Raw genomic sequence first — 17,474 nt, forward strand, 5'->3', positions numbered from 1 at the left:
TTGCTTAGTAAAAACTCACTTCATCCAGCGCAAAATTAAACGCACTTTTTTGCACACCAAAAGCGACAATGCTCAAGCTGGTAATCGTTTTGGTATTGAGTGGTGTCTGCTCTGACCAGGCGCGTTTCATACTGGCGAAAGGAATTTTCACCTCGTGAAATTTGCCGTCGGCTGTGACGGCAACAGGTGCAGCGTGATAATCGAAATTGCTAATCTCGGTGCTGTTGGCTGAAACTGATAAGCTGCCGGTATTCATCTTTATCAGTAGGCGCACACCTTCAAACGCACTGGCATCGCGCGGCAGGCTCTGGGCATGGAGCGGCAGAACCAAGCTGGCCCAACCCGGTTGTCCACGCGGTGGAATAATGTCACCCTTTGCATTAATTACCCCCTGTGTTACTTCCTGGGTAGTAGTGGTGCCTCCTCCGGCAATGGAGTCGTTGATGAATTGGCGCGCAATGCCCAAGTTGTTATTGTTGGCATCGCTAAAGTCATCAATTATTGGATTTAAATTCTCACCAAAACTGGCGCAAGAAAAACTGAACAATGCGCTGAATGCAAAACCCTTGATTAGGGTGATAGCGGTATGGGTGATAAGCGTATCAGTGGTAAATGTACGAGTTTTCATAAGATGCGTCTCTCTGGGTTGTAGTGGATTTGATCGTCACAACACTTAAGTGCCCAAGGCGGACCCGAAGGTGACAAAAAAATTGTTTTTTTTGCGCATGGCTAAAAAATTCAGTAGTTGAATATTTATTTAAAAATTCTTGTCACCTTTAAACGGATGTCGGGCACTTAATAGTTCCAGACGAGAGATAGAGAACAATGAATATTTTTAACAACTTCACCCGCCGCAAAACAGCGAGCACTATGGATTCCAGCGATAGCGCGCTGGTGCTGGCAACTCTGGGCGGCGATCGCAGTGCCTTCTGTCACATAGTCGCGCGCTACCAGAATTTGCTCTGCTCGCTGGCCTATTCCGCAGTGGGCGATCTGAAACACAGCGAGGATGTCGCACAAGAAGCGTTTATCGAGGCTTGGAAAAAACTCGACACGCTCAATGACCCGGAAAAATTAAAATCCTGGCTGTGTGGGATCGTGCGTTTTAAAGCGAGCCATTTTCGCCGCAAAGAAGCGACTCAGCCGGTCACTGGCGCCGATGAGCTGGAGGAATTACATGAGCCGGGCGCGGAGCATTTGGCACCGAGCAACATGGAAGATGACGTAATTAGCGCGCAAGAGCAGGCGCTGTTGTGGCAGGCGCTGGAAAAAATGCCGGACACCTATCGCGAACCCTTAATCTTGTTTTATCGCGAGCACCACTCGGTGGAATCTGTCGCGAGCCAATTAGATCTGTCGCAAGACACAGTGAAACAGCGGCTCTCCCGTGGGCGCAAACTATTGCAAAAAGCCATGGTGAGCTTCGTGGAAGATACCTTAAGTAAAAGTAAACAGGGCACAGGCTTTGCCTTGGCGGTGATGGTGGCAATTAATAGTATTTCGCCACCGGCAAAAGCCGTCGCACTTGGCGCAGGTTCGTTTAAAGCGGGCTCGCTTTTTAAGTGGGGCACCTTTTTAGTCACCCTCGCTTCTTTATCCGGTCTGGTGAGTTCATTTTTCGGTTTACGAGCAGCACTTGATCAGGCGCGCACGCAAAACGAGCGTCGTAATGCGATACGAATTACGGCGCTATTTTTTATCTTCGCCATTATTTATGTGCTGGGGATGTTTGGTTTAATCCATCTTGCCCAGCGTTACGCTGCAGCAGCGGGAATTTATGCCATCGCCTCGCAAATGTTAGTTGTGGGATTTGTTACCAGCTACATTATTTTGTTAATGCAGGTGTTGCAGGGTGGCCGCAAGCTTAGGGCACAAGAGCGCTTGTTAAACCCGCACGCATTTCAGGCTGAGGCGGATCAAATCGGCGCAAAACAACGCGAATACAAAAGCCGCATTTGTCTGGCGGGAGTACCCTTGTTTCATTTTCGTTTCGGCACAGCGGAGCAAAGCGATAAACCAGTATTCGGCTGGGTCGCAGGCGGCGATCAGGCTTACGGATTGTTATTTGCCTGGGGTGGTTTTGCCGTTGCGCCGATTAGTGTCGGGATTGTTTCTATTGGTGTATTTAGCGTCGGAGCCATAGGTATTGGACTGTTTGGAATAGGCACTATTGGGATTGGCATTATTGGTTTTGGCGCTTCGGCGCTGGGTTACAAAGCCTATGCCTCGTTTTCAGCGTTGGGTTGGGAGAGTGCTTTCAGCGGTGTTGGATTTTCCATCGCAAAAGAAGCAGCAATCGGGCCTATAGCCTATGCACAACATACCAATAATGAGCAGGCCGCTGAAATGCTTAACCTGACCATGATGAGCCAAAGTTATTTTTGGATTCTAGCGGCGATTGCCATACTGGTAATTGTCCCGGCGGCCTGGCATTCGAATCAGGTTCGCCAAAGAATGAAACAGAAATAATGTGAGTAGTGTTCGTTCGCGCCCTACACATTAAAGCTATTTTTTGTTGTGCTTTATTAAGTGGCCAGCCAAAATTTTTGATTCATAGTGCCACCGAGAGTAAAACGATTCGTCCTTGAAGAAATTTATGCTGATCAAATGGAAACCACAATTTTCCCCGTAGCTTTGCCACTGGCCAAGTGAGCATGGGCTTTACCGATTTCATCTAAGGTGTACTCGTTCTCATCCAAAATCGCCTTCAAGCTTCCCGCGTCGGCAATTTTTGCGAGTTCGCTCAATATTCTCCCGTGCTCTTTGCGTTTAAAGTCGTGCAGCATAGGAATGAGCATAAATACGACGTGAATGGACAACCCTTTAAAGTGGGCTTGGGTTAAATCTAGCTCCAACATAGATACTGTTGTAATGACCTGCCCATTCAGGGCAGCTGCCGCAAATGATTTCAACATGTTTTCGCCACCGACAGAGTCGAACACCACATCAAATCCTCTGCCGTTTGTGTGCTTATCAACATAATCCTCCACAGTTTCATTGCGATAATTAATTGCTGTAAGCCCAAGGTTCTGCATGAGTTGAACATGCTCATCGCGGCCTACCGTGGTAAATACCTCGGCACCCAAGTGCCGCGCTATTTGTGCCGCTATATGCCCCACGCCGCCGGCACCTCCGTGAACTAATACCTTGTCACCAGGTTTGACGCCTGCCCGTATCAAACCCTCATATGCGGTAATACCAACCAGAGGTATGGCAGCTGCTTCACGCATAGACATAGACTTTGGTTTTAGGGCAATCAAGTTGGCATCAGCCACTATGTATTCGGCCAGCGTTCCCTGCAGATCGGCAAGCCCTCCGGCGCAACCATAGACTTCATCGCCTTGCTTGAAACTTAAAACGTCTTTTCCTACTTCTTCAACGGTACCCGCGAAGTCCATGCCCAATATTGCAGGCAGGTCTGGTGATAGAGGTAAATCTTTACCCATTGCGCGGATCATGGTGTCGACTGTGTTGACGCTGGTTGCAGAAATCTTGATTAGCACATGGCCGGATTTAACCTTGGGTTTTTCAACTTGGGCGGCCTCAAATACATCAGTATCGCCATAAGTATTAATAATCATCGCTTTCATGGGAGTATCTCCAGTTCAATAAATAGTAGGATTCCATGGTATTTAATTGTGATATTTTTGATAATCGCTATTTTAATTGAATCACTTTATTAATTTAATTGATAATTAACCTATGAATCTTGACCATGTGCGATTGTTTGTTCGAATTGCAGCACTACATAACATTAGTGTTGCAGGCAAAGAGCTGGGGTTATCTCCAGCGGTGTCTAGTACCCATGTCAATAAACTGGAAGAGGATTTAGGGGTTCGGCTGATTCATCGCACTACCCGGCATGTTTCTCTCACCGAGGAAGGTAGAGCCTTTCTTCCTCACGCGGTGGATTTATTAGACAGTGCAGAGATGGCTCGCTCATCGGTGGGATCAGGAGTCGTTAATCCACAAGGGCGATTGCGAGTTGCCGCACCGGCATCGCTGGGGCGAATGCACTTGCTGCCGGCATTGCATAACTTTTTACAGCGGTATCCCGAGCTGCAGGTAGATCTGTATTTGAGTGATAGCGTGACAGATATGGTGGAAGGCGGATTCGATGTTGCGATTCGCGATGCTGAATTAAATGACTCCAATCTTATTGCCAGAAAGCTGGCGCCAGTGACACGAGTTCTATGCGCTTCTCCCGACTACATATCAAAATACGGTGAGCCTCAAACGCCTCAAGATTTGGTCAATCATTTGTGTGTGAATTTAATTGGCTTGGAGACTTGGAAGTTCGACTTGCCTTCTGGCCCATTCAGCATCAAAACAAATAACCGGCTGCGCACAGACAATGGCGAAGCCGCGCGCGATGCAGCGGTTAAAGGTCTTGGTATTACGCTGAGTTCAACTTGGTGTTGTTATCAAGAGCTGCAGCGGGGGGATTTAGTTCAGGTGTTGAAAAATTACCGGTTGCTGTCAAAAACAGCCATTTGGGCTGTGTATCCCAGCTCACGGTTACTTGCCCCAAAGGTACGCGTCTTTATCGACTACTTTTTTGAATGTTTTGGCGAATCGCCATACTGGGACAAGGGCCTTATGCCCTAAACAGGATTCCGGCGTTTCTTATTTTGGTGTTGGGATAAAACAGTATGCTGTTTGTTGTGGATATAAAACGCACATTAAATTCCGAACAAATGAAGCACTTGTCCGGAATTTAATGTCTTGTTACATGCAAAAATTATTCGATGTAATTTTCAATGCTCGGGCATGAGCAAACCAAGTTGCGGTCGCCGTAGACGTTATCAATACGATTTACCGTCGGCCATACTTTGTGGTTTTTCAACCAACTGGCTGGGCGGCCTGCAGTTTCGCGTGAATAAGCGCGGGACCAGTTTTCTTCCAGTACATCATCTTGTGTGTGCGGTGCATTGTGTAATGCGCTCGCTTCAGCAGCGATTTCGCCGCTGATCACTTGCTCGATTTCTTGGCGGATAATTAGCATCGCTTCGATGAATTTATCCAATTCAATTTTGGATTCAGATTCAGTTGGCTCGATCATCAAGGTGCCCGCCACCGGGAATGACATGGTCGGTGCGTGGAAACCAAAATCCATTAGGCGTTTGGCAATATCTTCTTCGCTGATGCCGCTCGCTTCTTTTAACGGGCGCAAATCAAGCAAACATTCATGCGCAACAAAACCGTTAGTGCCTTTGTACAAAATCGGATAAGCGCTTTCTAATTTTTTCGCAACGTAATTTGCATTGAGCATGGCAAACTCAGTGGCTTGGCGCATACCGACCGCGCCCATCATTTTGATGTACATCCAGCTGATCGGCAGAATGCTCGCGGAACCCCAAGGTGCAGCAGAAATAGTGCCGTTGTTTACATCGGTGCCCGGAACCGCTTGTACCGGATGCGCAGCGAGGAAGGGTTCTAAATGTTTACCTACGCCGATGGGCCCCATACCTGGGCCGCCGCCGCCGTGGGGAATACAAAACGTTTTGTGCAAATTTAAATGCGATACATCGCCACCGAATTTACCCGGTGCGGCTACACCCACGAGTGCGTTCATGTTGGCACCGTCGATATAAACCTGCGCGCCCACTGCGTGCACCATATCGCACAGTTGGGTGATGCCTTCTTCAAACACGCCGTGTGTAGAAGGATAAGTCACCATAATGCAGGCGATTTGCTTGTCGTAAGTGGCGATTTTTTCAGCTAGATCTTCTAAGTCCACGTTGCCTTTGTTATCGCAAGCAACCACCACAACTTTGTAGCTCACCATTTGTGCCGACGCCGGATTGGTGCCGTGGGCAGAGGCGGGAATTAAACAAATATCGCGCTCGGTTTCGCCTTTGCTTTCAAAATATTTTTTGATCGCGACAAGGCCAGCATATTCACCTTGCGAACCGGCGTTAGGTTGTAAGCTGATGGCATCGTAGCCGGTGCAGGCTTTGAGCATCTCTTGCAGTTCTTCAAATAATTCTTTGTAACCTTCGGCTTGGTCGATCGGCGCGAATGGATGCAACTTGCCAAATTCCGGCCAGGTGACGGGAACCATTTCGGCAGTCGCATTTAATTTCATGGTGCAAGAGCCAAGTGGGATCATCGCGTTGTTCAATGCGATATCGCGCGATTCCAAACGCTTTAAATAGCGCAGCATTTCGGTTTCACTGTGATAAGTGTTGAACACCGGGTGCGATAAAATCGCATCGCTGCGCAACAAATCAGCTGGGATTGCATTGCTGGCGGTAATATTTTTTCCGGCCAGTACTTGCTCGTCGAATGAGGTTAATTCAATGCCGGTTACACCAAAGACCGCGAGCAGTGCTTCAAGGTCGGCTGCAGAAGTGGTTTCATTCAAACTGATGCCGAGTGAATCGCTACCTATTAAACGCAAATTAATTTCTGCGTTTAATGCCGCTTGGTAAATCGCTTTTTGGTTATCGCCCACGTTGACGGTGATGGTGTCAAAAAATTGTGTATTGGTGATGCCAAAACCTTTGGCTTTTAATGCCGCTGCAGCAATTGCGGTTAAGCGATGAATACGATTGGCGATGCGTTTTAAGCCATCTGGGCCGTGGTAAATCGCGTAGAACACGCTCATTACCGCGAGCAATACTTGTGAAGTACAAATGTTGGAGTTGGCTTTTTCGCGGCGGATATGTTGCTCGCGAGTTTGCATTGCCATACGCAGCGCTTGTTTGCCGCGAGTATCAATCGATACACCGATAATTCGGCCCGGAGCGGAGCGCTTATAAGCATCGCGGAAGGCGAAGAAACCGGCATGTGGTCCGCCAAAGCCCATGGGTACACCGAAGCGCTGGCTGGTGCCTACCACTACGTCTGCACCCATGGCACCGGGGGATTTGAGCAGCATTAATGCCATCAAATCTGATGCGACGGTAACCAGCGCATTGTTGCTGTGGGCGGTTTCAATCAGCGCGGTTAAATCGCGCACTTGGCCGCTGGAGCCGGGGTAAGAGAGCAGGGCGCCGAAGTAATCGCCATTGGCCAGTTCATCGGCCTTGGCAACAGCGACTTCAAAACCGAAGTGTTCAGCGCGGGTTTTGACTACCGCGATAGTTTGTGGATGAGTATCGGCATCGACAAAAAACACATCGGACTTACTTTTCTTGTTTTGACGCTTGCACATCGCCATAGCTTCGGCCGCGGCAGTGCCTTCATCTAATACTGACGCATTGGCCATTTCCATGCCGGTGAGGTCGATGATCATTTGCTGATAATTGAGCAAAGCTTCAAGACGCCCTTGGGCAATTTCCGGCTGATAAGGCGTGTAAGCGGTGTACCAACCCGGGTTTTCCAATACATTGCGCAGTACCACTAAAGGTACGTGGGTATCGTGGTAGCCCATACCAATGTAGTTTTTGAAGATTTTGTTTTTGCTAGCGATGGCTTTCAGTTGTGCCAGGGCATTGGCCTCGCTCACCGCATCGCCCAGATTGAGTTCTTGTTTCAGGCGGATATTGTCCGGTACTGTTTTGTCGATCAGCTCCTTGACTGAGCTGACGCCCAGTGTTGCCAGCATTGCGGCAGTTTGTTGGGCATCCGGGCCTATATGACGTTGGATAAACTCGTCGTGATTGGCCAATAAGGATAGCGAAGCTGAGCGAAAATCAACTGACATAGAAACTCTCTGTGTAAGGAAATCAATAATAAAGGCGGGAGCGGCGTGCGGCCGGAGAAGCGGTTAAAACCTGCTAAAAAAGGGGCCTGCTTAAAAAGGCGGCAATGGTATCAATTTGGCGCTTTTCGGGCAATCGAGCTGTGATTGAATCCGGGTTTTACTGGAAGGATGCTATAGCGGAGACGATTTGGCAGTGCTTTCTTGCGCTAGTCAGGGAACAAGAAGGTAACAGCTGAATCTTAGGCCTGCTATGATTCAGCTCCGCGCCAGTGCGGCCCCCATAATAACTCTGTATTGAAAGGCCTATGTACCACGACTTTTTCGGGCTAAAAGAACCCGCTTTTTCCATCGCCGTAAACCCGCGCTACCTCTTTATGAGCGACCAGCATCGGGAGGCCTTGGCGCATCTTTTATATGGCATCCAAAACGGCGGTTTTGTGATGCTCACCGGCGAGGTGGGCACCGGTAAGACCACTATCATCCGCTGTTTACTGGAACAGCTACCACCCAATACGGATATGGCGATTATCCTCAACCCCATGGGCAGTGCACCAGAGTTACTCTCGACGATTTGCGATGAGTTGGGTGTAGGTTATATCGCCGATGAGCTGACGGTAAAAAACTTAACCGATGCGCTCAATCAATTTCTGCTCGACAATCATCGCAAAGGTCGCAAAACAGTTTTATTAATCGATGAAGCGCAATTATTAAAAGTGCCGGTGTTGGAGCAGATTCGCTTACTCACCAACCTTGAAACCACCACAGAAAAATTATTGCAAATCATGTTGGTCGGCCAGCCGGAATTAAAAAAATTATTGGCGCGGCCAGCGCTGCGGCAATTATCCCAGCGGATTACCGCGCGTTTTCACTTGGAGGCTCTGAGCCTGCCAGAGACCAAAGCCTATATTGCGCATCGCTTGAAAATTGCGGGGTTGCCTGATCATCAGCGGCCATTTAGTGATGCGATGATCAAAAGAATCCATCAGTTTAGTGGTGGAGTTCCGCGCTTGATCAATGTCATCAGTGAGCGTTTGTTGCTCGGTGCTTATGCGCAGAATCATCATCATATTGATAAGCAGATTTTTGCAGCGGCAGTGAAGGAAGTCGCTGGCACTGCTACGCAGGAAGAAGAAAAGCTGGCGACTACACGCACATCTTGGCATGCGCTATTTGTCGTGGTATTGATCGGCATTATGGCGGCAGTGTGGCTCTTGGTTCCCGACGAAGCTCCACTACCTGTTGCGGTGGCACAAACGTCAAGTAGTGCCGCTTCTGCACACTCATCCGTTGCGGATATTAGAACCCTGAGTGAGCAACAAGCGCTCTCGGGTTCGCTGAAGGAATTACGTAATCAGCCGCCCAAATTAGTTGTGCCCAGAGTCGTTACTATGGCAACCCGGGATTTGATAGCAGCGCAGTTGGCGTTATTCGCACATGTGGGAATTTCGGCTGCTGATGCAAAAAATCCCTGCCTGGTTGTCAGTGCCTCAAACTATGTGTGTGAAAAAACACAGATCAATTCATGGGATGAACTAAACGATATTAATCGCCCGGGGCTGATTACCTTGGAGACGCCCGATAAAAAGTGGGTCTATGCCTTGCTGATTGGCTTGAGCGAAAACCATGCATTGTTGCTGGACAATGGTGAGGAAAAAGTAGTGCCATGGCACGAGCTTGCCAGCGTGTGGAATGGTGATTTGTTATATGTCTGGTCGCGCCCGCAGGCGTTTGAAAGTGACTTGAGCCTGGGTGACAAAAGCGATTTGGTCACCTGGATTGCCGAGCAATTCGCCACGCTTGATCGGCAATCAGCGCCGTTGACGCGGCAGTTTTTTACCGAGCGCTTACAGAAGCGGGTAGAGCTGTTTCAATCGACACAAAATATTCTTCCGAATGGTGTTATTAACGCGCAAACCTTGCGCCGCTTAAATGAAGTGCTGGGAGTAGATAAACTTCTAGTGAAATTGGATGAGCAACAGTTAGTCGCTCCGTTGGAAACTGAGGGGCTGTAGTGATATGTCATTAATATTGGATGCCCTGAACCGCGCCGAGAATGAGCGCAAAAATCAAAACACCGTGCCGGATCTTAATACCTCGCATCACCCGCAAGCACTAAATAGCGCACCGGGTTTGCGCCCGCCGATGCAGTGGATGATCGGTATAGTCTTAATATTAATTGCGATTATTGTCGCGCTTGTTTGGGTGCTGCGGCGAGAGCCGGTATCGGCAATTAATAACATGCCGGTGCAGCCATCATCGGTAGCGCCGGCAAATAATCCGATTGCCGTTGAGCCGAGTTCGACTGTAGTCACAGCTGCGACTCCAGCGACTGTTCCGGTGGTAGAGGTAACACCAAAAGCTTCTGCGCCAGATGCGGATATCAATAAACTCTATTCTGCTGAGGATACTGCGCCTGCAGCGGCAGTTGATTCTGGCGTAAGTGAACTCTATGCCGCCGAAGCGGCAACTGCGGCTGCATCTGAGACCATTGTCGATCCGTTTACATCGGGAAATGCAGGTGTGCCATTACAAGAGCAGGCGCCCGCGCGCACGTTTGATAGTATCAAAAATATTCCCGACTTTAATGCGCTGCCGTGGAATATGCGGCAGAAAATTCCTACCATCTCCTACGCGCGACATAATTTTTTGGTGGGCGGTGTGAGCACTGTCGTTATTAATAATCAAACGTCGGGGGTGGGTAATATTATTGGGGTGGGGCAGTTTGTGGTGCAGGAAATTTTTGTCGATGGCGTGGTTTTAAAACATGGCAACGCGGTATTTAAACTGCGCGCGCTCAATGGCTGGATCAACATGTAAGATGTCATCTTATTGCAGCATTCAATTCAACATGACAAAAAAGGAGCAGGTAGCTCCTTTTTTGTTGGTATCGAGCAAACAAAAAGACTTAGTCGTGCGATGCCATTTTGCTTTGTAAGTAATTTTGGATGCCGACTTTATCGATCAGTGATAATTGTGTTTCCAGCCAATCGACATGTTCTTCTTCAGATTCGAGAATGCTTTTTAATAAGTCGCGGCTAACAAAGTCGCGCACACCTTCACAAACGATAATACCGTCGCGTAAATCGGGAATGGCTTTTAGTTCCAGTTTTAAATCGGACTTGAGCATTTCCGGTGTATCTTCACCAATATGCAGTTTGCCCAGATCTTGTAAGTTAGGCAGACCTTCCAAAAATAAAATGCGCTCGACTAACGCGTCGGCGTGTTTCATTTCGTCAATGGATTCATGGTACTCATGATCGGCTAGTTCTTTGAGACCCCAATCTTTATACATGCGGGAGTGTAAGAAGTATTGGTTAATTGCAACCAATTCGTTTGCCAGAACTTTGTTTAATGCAGCTATAACCTGTGGATCGCCCTTCATGGAATTCTCCTATGCGAATAAATAATAAAATAAAGGGGAGAGTCTGGTCTTAGGGGCGAGGGATGTCAAGCAAAGGGTGGTTCTAAGTGATTGACGATAAAGGGAAATATACTAAGATTAAGAATGATTTCGATTCTATTTAGCGGCTGCCTTGGGTTCAGGCGACTGCAAAAAATTGTGGCAAGCCATTAATCATAGGGGTGTCATTAAGTGCTTCGTCGAGAATTTCACGGGTCATCATAGAGCATTTACCGCATTGGCTTGCGACCCCCAAGGCCTTGCGCAGGCGGCCAAGCGAGTTGGCACCATCATCGATAGCGGCTTTGATTTGACGATCAGTAATACCTTTGCAGAGGCAGACGTACATAATGGCACTTCCAAAATGGTTGTTCTGAATGCGGTTGAATTGCACACAATCAAACTTTAATGTTAATGAGAATCTGTGTCAATGGTGCATGCGAAATAATCGCGTTTGGCAGGAATTTATATTCGCGGTTATAACTGAAGAGTAGGAATGGCCACAATCTGCCAGCTGAATCGTCATAGTTACAGTTTTAAACAGGCTATATAGAAAATTAATATGACTCCCTCGCGCGCCTGTGTATGATAGTTGCGCACTATTAATAAATGGCAGGTAATCAATAAATGGCCATGAAATGTTCACATTCAGTGAATAATATGTTGGTTTCCGATTCCTGTTTTTCGCGTTGGTTTCTGAATAACCCTTAACTACTAACCATTAGGAGACTCGCTATGGGCGTATTAGTTGGTAAAAAAGCACCGGATTTCACTGCAGCAGCGGTATTGGCAAACGGCGAGATCGTAGACAATTACAACTTTGCTGAAGCCACCAAAGGCAAAAAAGCCGTTGTATTCTTCTACCCACTGGACTTCACCTTTGTATGTCCATCTGAGCTGTTGGCGTTTGACCATCGCGTAGAAGAGTTCAAAAAGCGCAATGTAGAGGTGATCGGTGTTTCTATCGATTCACAATTCACTCATAACGCATGGCGCAACACGCCAGTAAATGACGGTGGTATTGGCCAAGTTAAGTACACCTTGGTTGCTGACATCACTCACGCAATCTGCAAAGCTTACGACGTAGAATCTGCTGATGGCGTTGCTTTCCGTGGCACTTTCATCATCGACGAAGCTGGCGTAGTGCGTTCACAAATCGTTAATGATTTGCCAATCGGCCGTAACATTGACGATACCATCCGTACCGTTGATGCACTGATTTTCCACGAGCAACACGGTGAAGTTTGCCCAGCTGGTTGGAAAGAAGGCGATGCAGGTATGGACGCATCACCAGCAGGTGTTGCTAAATACTTGGCAGAACATGCTGCCAAACTCTAAGTTTTACTTTCCATGGTAATTCTTGTAAAAAGCCCAGCTCTTTAGCTGGGTTTTTTAATGGGCGAATAGTAATGGCAGCACGCGATAAAAAAATCGATCTTCATCCGAGCTGGCTTGCTCATCTCGCCGCTGAATTTGAACAGCCTTATATGCAACAGCTAAAGGCATTTTTGCTGACTGAAAAACAGCAGAGCAAAGTGATTTATCCCGCCTCAAATCATATTTTTAACGCGTTTAACTCGACACCGCTCGATCAGATCAAAGTGGTTATTCTGGGTCAAGACCCTTATCACGGCCCAGATCAGGCCCATGGGTTATGTTTTTCTGTCCAGCCTGGTATTCGGCCGCCGCCTTCATTGAAAAATATGTTTAAAGAATTGCACCGCGATCTCGGCTTGCCGATTCCTGTCCACGGGTGTTTGCAATCCTGGGCTAATCAGGGGGTCTTGTTACTCAATGCAACTTTAACGGTTGAACAAGCGCAGGCAGGTTCCCATCAGGGGCGGGGGTGGGAGACTTTTACCGACAAAGCGATCCAGTTGGTGAATAATCAGTGTGACGGTGTTGTTTTTCTTTTGTGGGGTAGTTGTGCCCAGAAGAAAGCTGCCTTTATCGATGCCCACAAACATTTGGTACTTAAGGCTCCTCATCCATCACCGCTATCGGCTCATCGCGGGTTTATTGGTTGCGGTCATTTCTCCATGGCTAATCAATATCTGCAACGTTGTAACAAATTACCCATAAATTGGCAGATCTAGCGCTTTCCCCGAACATACGGCTATTTTCGAGTCATTTTGACTATAAGTTGTCACAAGCTCGTACTGCTTAAATTTACATTTAAATCCCCCTTCTTCTGTTTGACAGCGCTGTCATATAGTAGTAGCTTTGTGCGCAACTTAGGGGGGGGGCTGGCTTTTGAGCTTTAGTGGAAGTGGAGGCAATTTTTATTCGTAAAAAATGTTTTCGCGCCTTTCATATTTGAAAACTCAAGCTAGGGTTAAAGCCAGAAAACTAATTAAATAATTTAGAGAATTCGCCTTCATCTCGAAGGTGAAAATGCTTGAACTTAAATCTGCCCAGATTGCAGTTCAGACATGTGTGTACCGGAAAAACATAATTCCTGTCGATAATAAAGGAGAGCTCCATGTACAAAACTACAAGCTTTAAGAGAAAAGTACTGACCACTGCGATTGCCTCGGCAGTCGTGGCGGCTGGTTTCAGTGGTATGGCTTATGCTCAAGATGGCACCGTTGAAGAAGTAATGGTGACGGGTATTCGCGGTTCTTTGACTCGCGCTGTGGACGTCAAGCGTAACGCAGCAGGTGTGGTTGATGCCATCTCCTCAGAAGATCTTGGTAAAATGCCAGATTCAAATTTGGCTGAATCGTTACAGCGTATCACCGGTATTTCTATTGATCGTACCAACGGTGAAGGCGCCAAAATTACTTCTCGCGGTTTTGGTCCTGCATACAACCTAGTGACCCTGAATGGTCGTCAATTGTCGACGGCTGGAGTCATTGAAGGCGGTAATGTTGAGAGTACCCGTTCATTTGATATGAGCAACATTGCATCTGAGTCTGTTACAGGTGTACAAGTTTACAAAACCGGCAGGGCAAGTGTTCCTACAGGTGGTATTGGTGCAACGGTGAACCTTACAACCGCCAAACCCTTCGATTATGACGGTTTCAAAGCTACAGTCGGTGGAAAAGCGTTATATGACGAATCTAACGATATTGGCGACGACGTTACGCCGGAGCTGTCTGGTTTTGTTAGCTGGTCTAATGATATGTTTGGTGCGTCATTATCGCTTGCTCACCAAGAACGTGACAGCGGTCGTTCTGGTTTTGCTAATAGTGGTTGGGGTGACAAGCAACAACGCTACTCCGGCGGTGATATATTCAACAGCGGTTATACGCCAGGTGCTGTTGTGGTTAACGAGCCAACCAAGGCTACGCCAAACGTTCCGTTCACGGGTGACTTGGCTACACGTCTCCAAGAAGCGAATTTCTTCCATACTGATACAACGCGTGAGCGTGATAACGCTTTGTTGACATTGCAATTCCAGCCCACCGATAACCTTACGGCAACACTTGATGTTCTTAGTGTGAACACCAAAATCCAATCGCAACACTCGATTTACTCTTTGTGGTTCTCTGATGGCGCATGGCCAACAAATGCTGTGCAGTGGGATGACAGTCCAATTAGTAAATCACCACTATACGTGTGGCAAGCGAACCCGACCGGCGCACCTCGCGATATTGCGTTGAAAAACTCGTTACGTTCGATTGAGAATAAATTGGACGACGTAGGTTTTAACTTGGCCTTTCAAGCTACTGATGAGTTGAGCTTTGAACTTGATGTTCACAAAGCTGAATCAAGCGCAACCCCATTCGGTGCACCAGGCTCAAATGTTACGCTGGGTATAGGTGTAAACACCTTGCTGGCTCAAGGTTTGGATATGAGTGGTGATCTGCCGCTTATTGCAAGCGTTGTGCAAGGCGGTAGCATCGCGAAGAGCGATGTGGGCTCCACTATTAGCCAATTGGTAAATGCTCGTGCTTGGCAAGATGTTGAAGAGGCCAGAATTTCTGGTAAGTATGAGTTTTCAGAGTCAGGCTCTATTAACTTTGGTATAAGTTCGCTGCAAACTGAATCTATCCAAAAGCAATCCGACATTGGTAATGCCACAATGAGAGGCGGTTGGAGTGTTGCAGCACCGGGCGATATTGATCCTGATTTGTTTGAGCTAATTAATTTCAACGATTATTTTGATGGCTATAACTCCAACTTGTCATCTGGAGCTAAAGATCTGTTTGCTAGGGCAGGCAACAATGGTGACAAGGCTACATCAAACATTACCGGCGTACGCGTTACTAACTTCAATGCGGTGGCTGTGCAAATGTTTGCTGACTCACCGGATAAAATTCCTTATGCAGCTAACCCGGTTGACAGTACTGACCGTAAGATAGTTGAAGATATTCAGGCAGCTTATGTTGAGGCGAACCTCAGTGGTGATTTGGGTGGGATGCAAGTGGATGTGTCTGCTGGTCTTCGTTATGAAACTACAGATGTAGAGTCTTACTCGCGCGTTTCTCCAAGAAAGATCACTTGGACATCAGATAGGGACTTCAACAATGAGGCTGTTGGAGCAGCTGGCTCGCTTCCATACACTGTTAGCAAATATGATTATACCAATGTGCTCCCTAATTTGGACTTGACCTTCCATATTAGTGATGAGCTGATTGCGCGTGCATCCAGCAGTAAAACTATTTCTCGTGCAAACTTCAATGACCTACAGATGGGCGCCGCAGGTAATGCGCCAAGAGGCGGCCCACTGTTGGCTGGCGGTTCATTCGGTACTAGCAACGACGGTAACGTTAAGTTGAAGCCCATTGAATCTAACAACATAGACTTCTCGGTTGAATATTACTTCAACGATACCGACTATGTATCTATTGGTTTCTTCGATAAGCGTGTACCTAACTTCATTGGTACGGAGGAGAGCAATGTTACTTACGCTGGCACATTGGATCCAAGTAATGGTCCGCGTGCATTGGCTGCCGTTGCAGCATTGAACGCTGCTGGCGTTGCGGTAAATGAGCGGAATCTGTTTGAGCAGGTTGCCAGAATGAATGGCACCAATAACGGTTGTATAAATACGAGTGCTGCCAATTTGTGTGGTAGTGGTGGTGTTGCTTCGGGCGACGAAGCTACTTACTTGGCCTTTAAGGATGGAGTAGATATTGTTGCGGTGGCGGGTGATCCAGGTGTTACCAACATCACTTCTATGCCTACAAACTCTAAAGATGCGGTGTTAAATGGTTGGGAATTTGCAGGTCAACACTTCTTCGGTGATAGTGGTTTTGGTATTCAGGCCAACTACACTATTGTTAATGGCAGTATTGGTTATGACCTTTATGCAGAACCAGGCTCTGCTACTCAATTTGCATTGGCTGGCTTGAGTGATTCAGCAAACATCATTGGTATCTTTGAAAATGACCAATGGCAAGCACGTATTGCATATAACTGGCGTGACAAGTTCCTGAGTAATGCAAACGCGGGTGGTGGTGAGCCTGAGTTTACTGACGACTATGGCCAAGTTGACTTTAACGTGGGTTACAAAGTTACTGATGACTTAACCATATCGTTTGAAGGTACTAACGTCTTGGCTGAGGATAAGAAAACCTATGGTCGTACTAAAAACCAAGTAAGATACGTCGATATATTAGAGGCTCGTTATGCGCTTTCTGCGCGTTATAACTTCTAATAGTTTGTAGCTGGTGATAGTAAGAAAAAATGCCGCTCTATGAGCGGCATTTTTTTAGGTGGCTTATTTTTTTATTAAATACAAGAAAAGCGGACAATACGATGAAAGATTTTCAACCATTAAGCTTTGAGCGGCATAAAAACCTTGGTTACGTAGAAAAGTACGGCTCCGAATATGGGCACAAGGTTGGTGCAATCATGATATTGCCCAATGAGTTTTCCAAGGCTCAACGAGAATATCCAATTTTATTTCGCAAAGACTCTGAGACCGGTCGCTTTTTGCCAGTAGTTTTATTAGGATTTGAAGAACATGAAAATCTCTTCCTTGGTGAGAACGCAATTTGGAATGCGCGTTATATTCCTCTCGCAGTGAGACAGGGGCCTTTTCTTATTGGACTTCAGCAGCAAGAGGCAGAGCAGAGACTTGCTATTTATGCGGATCTAAATGATCCAAGGATCGAGCAAAACGCATTACCAGCATTGTTTAATACTGATGGCCATGCTTCAGCCACCCTAAATGTAATTAGAGATGTATTGTCAGCGCGCCATAAGGGCTCCGAACTTCTTGAGCCGATGATTGACGCTTTTTTAAAATACAATCTTCTGGAGCGGGTTGTGTTAGAAATTGACTTAAGTCATGGTGCAACTGTTAAATTTGATGCGGGTTATACAGTACATATTGAGAATTTGATGGCATTAGAAAACGATGCTGTAGTTGTATTACACAAATCTGGTTTCTTATCGCTTGCGTATAACGTTGCTGATTCTGTAAACAACATACAACGTTTGGTTGATATCAAAAATGCGAAAATGAAGTAA

13 protein-coding genes are annotated in these 17,474 nt (G+C 47.0%); 8 read left to right on the forward strand and 5 right to left on the reverse strand.

What is annotated here, in order from left to right:
• Positions 1–4: 4 nt before the first annotated feature.
• Positions 5–628: a CIA30 family protein gene (locus tag AC2CG4_RS00880; protein ID WP_484484457.1), complete on the reverse strand. Its 624-nt coding sequence runs from the start codon at positions 626–628 to the stop codon at positions 5–7.
• Between the two features lie 197 nt (positions 629–825).
• Between AC2CG4_RS00880 and AC2CG4_RS00885 the strand changes: the two genes are divergently transcribed.
• Entirely contained in the window at positions 826–2,469 is a 1,644-nt protein-coding gene (locus AC2CG4_RS00885; RefSeq protein ID WP_484484458.1) for an RNA polymerase sigma factor, read from the forward strand.
• 134 nt (positions 2,470–2,603) lie between these two features.
• Here AC2CG4_RS00885 and AC2CG4_RS00890 read toward each other — a convergent pair whose 3' ends face one another.
• Entirely contained in the window at positions 2,604–3,590 is a 987-nt protein-coding gene (locus AC2CG4_RS00890) for a zinc-dependent alcohol dehydrogenase family protein (RefSeq protein WP_484484459.1), read from the reverse strand.
• Positions 3,591–3,702: 112 nt separating this feature from the next.
• Here AC2CG4_RS00890 and AC2CG4_RS00895 point away from each other — a divergent pair, with 112 nt between their 5' ends.
• On the forward strand, positions 3,703–4,608 hold the full coding sequence (locus tag AC2CG4_RS00895; RefSeq protein WP_484484460.1) for a LysR family transcriptional regulator: 906 nt from the start codon (positions 3,703–3,705) through the stop codon (positions 4,606–4,608).
• A 133-nt stretch (positions 4,609–4,741) separates the two neighbouring features.
• On the opposite strand, the gene gcvP is transcribed toward AC2CG4_RS00895, so the two are convergent.
• Entirely contained in the window at positions 4,742–7,651 is a 2,910-nt protein-coding gene (gene gcvP / locus AC2CG4_RS00900) for an aminomethyl-transferring glycine dehydrogenase (RefSeq protein WP_484484461.1), read from the reverse strand.
• A 305-nt stretch (positions 7,652–7,956) separates the two neighbouring features.
• Between gcvP and AC2CG4_RS00905 the strand changes: the two genes are divergently transcribed.
• Positions 7,957–9,663, forward strand: coding sequence for an ExeA family protein (locus AC2CG4_RS00905; RefSeq protein WP_484484462.1), 1,707 nt, complete (start codon positions 7,957–7,959; stop codon positions 9,661–9,663).
• Between the two features lie 4 nt (positions 9,664–9,667).
• Positions 9,668–10,468 carry a hypothetical protein gene (locus AC2CG4_RS00910; protein WP_484484463.1) on the forward strand — a complete coding sequence of 267 codons (801 nt, stop codon included), beginning with the start codon at positions 9,668–9,670 and terminating at the stop codon, positions 10,466–10,468.
• An 88-nt stretch (positions 10,469–10,556) separates the two neighbouring features.
• On the opposite strand, the gene bfr is transcribed toward AC2CG4_RS00910, so the two are convergent.
• Together bfr and AC2CG4_RS00920 are read right to left on the reverse strand one after the other, a co-directional pair.
• Entirely contained in the window at positions 10,557–11,033 is a 477-nt protein-coding gene (gene bfr, locus AC2CG4_RS00915; protein WP_062064161.1) for a bacterioferritin, read from the reverse strand.
• Positions 11,034–11,190: 157 nt separating this feature from the next.
• Positions 11,191–11,400: a bacterioferritin-associated ferredoxin gene (locus AC2CG4_RS00920; protein WP_062064158.1), complete on the reverse strand. Its 210-nt coding sequence runs from the start codon at positions 11,398–11,400 to the stop codon at positions 11,191–11,193.
• Positions 11,401–11,786: 386 nt separating this feature from the next.
• Between AC2CG4_RS00920 and AC2CG4_RS00925 the strand changes: the two genes are divergently transcribed.
• The 4 genes from AC2CG4_RS00925 to AC2CG4_RS00940 all read left to right on the forward strand — a co-directional run bounded on the left by AC2CG4_RS00925 (position 11,787) and on the right by AC2CG4_RS00940 (position 17,474).
• A complete protein-coding gene (locus AC2CG4_RS00925) occupies positions 11,787–12,389 on the forward strand; it encodes a peroxiredoxin (protein ID WP_062064155.1) in 603 nt (200 codons plus the stop codon).
• A 71-nt stretch (positions 12,390–12,460) separates the two neighbouring features.
• Complete coding sequence (gene ung, locus AC2CG4_RS00930) at positions 12,461–13,147, forward strand: uracil-DNA glycosylase (protein ID WP_484484464.1); 687 nt, start codon at positions 12,461–12,463, stop codon at positions 13,145–13,147.
• 386 nt (positions 13,148–13,533) lie between these two features.
• The gene (locus AC2CG4_RS00935; RefSeq protein ID WP_484484465.1) at positions 13,534–16,656 is read left to right on the forward strand and encodes a TonB-dependent receptor; all 3,123 of its coding nucleotides are present in this window, start codon (positions 13,534–13,536) and stop codon (positions 16,654–16,656) included.
• A 101-nt stretch (positions 16,657–16,757) separates the two neighbouring features.
• The gene (locus AC2CG4_RS00940) at positions 16,758–17,474 is read left to right on the forward strand and encodes a SapC family protein (protein ID WP_484484466.1); all 717 of its coding nucleotides are present in this window, start codon (positions 16,758–16,760) and stop codon (positions 17,472–17,474) included.

It is taken from the genome of Cellvibrio sp. ATLC23 (genome assembly GCF_057196725.1).

Bases quoted from the DNA above. Each gene is read 5' to 3' on its own strand.
- bfr (WP_062064161.1), bottom strand. From the start codon at position 11,033: ATGAAGGGCGATCCACAGGTTATAGCTGCATTAAACAAAGTTCTGGCA.
- AC2CG4_RS00925 (WP_062064155.1), top strand. From the start codon at position 11,787: ATGGGCGTATTAGTTGGTAAAAAAGCACCGGATTTCACTGCAGCAGCG.
- AC2CG4_RS00895 (WP_484484460.1), top strand. From the start codon at position 3,703: ATGAATCTTGACCATGTGCGATTGTTTGTTCGAATTGCAGCACTACAT.
- AC2CG4_RS00880 (WP_484484457.1), bottom strand. From the start codon at position 628: ATGAAAACTCGTACATTTACCACTGATACGCTTATCACCCATACCGCT.
- AC2CG4_RS00920 (WP_062064158.1), bottom strand. From the start codon at position 11,400: ATGTACGTCTGCCTCTGCAAAGGTATTACTGATCGTCAAATCAAAGCC.
- AC2CG4_RS00885 (WP_484484458.1), top strand. From the start codon at position 826: ATGAATATTTTTAACAACTTCACCCGCCGCAAAACAGCGAGCACTATG.
- AC2CG4_RS00905 (WP_484484462.1), top strand. From the start codon at position 7,957: ATGTACCACGACTTTTTCGGGCTAAAAGAACCCGCTTTTTCCATCGCC.
- AC2CG4_RS00935 (WP_484484465.1), top strand. From the start codon at position 13,534: ATGTACAAAACTACAAGCTTTAAGAGAAAAGTACTGACCACTGCGATT.
- AC2CG4_RS00890 (WP_484484459.1), bottom strand. From the start codon at position 3,590: ATGAAAGCGATGATTATTAATACTTATGGCGATACTGATGTATTTGAG.
- gcvP (WP_484484461.1), bottom strand. From the start codon at position 7,651: ATGTCAGTTGATTTTCGCTCAGCTTCGCTATCCTTATTGGCCAATCAC.
- AC2CG4_RS00910 (WP_484484463.1), top strand. From the start codon at position 9,668: ATGTCATTAATATTGGATGCCCTGAACCGCGCCGAGAATGAGCGCAAA.
- AC2CG4_RS00940 (WP_484484466.1), top strand. From the start codon at position 16,758: ATGAAAGATTTTCAACCATTAAGCTTTGAGCGGCATAAAAACCTTGGT.
- ung (WP_484484464.1), top strand. From the start codon at position 12,461: ATGGCAGCACGCGATAAAAAAATCGATCTTCATCCGAGCTGGCTTGCT.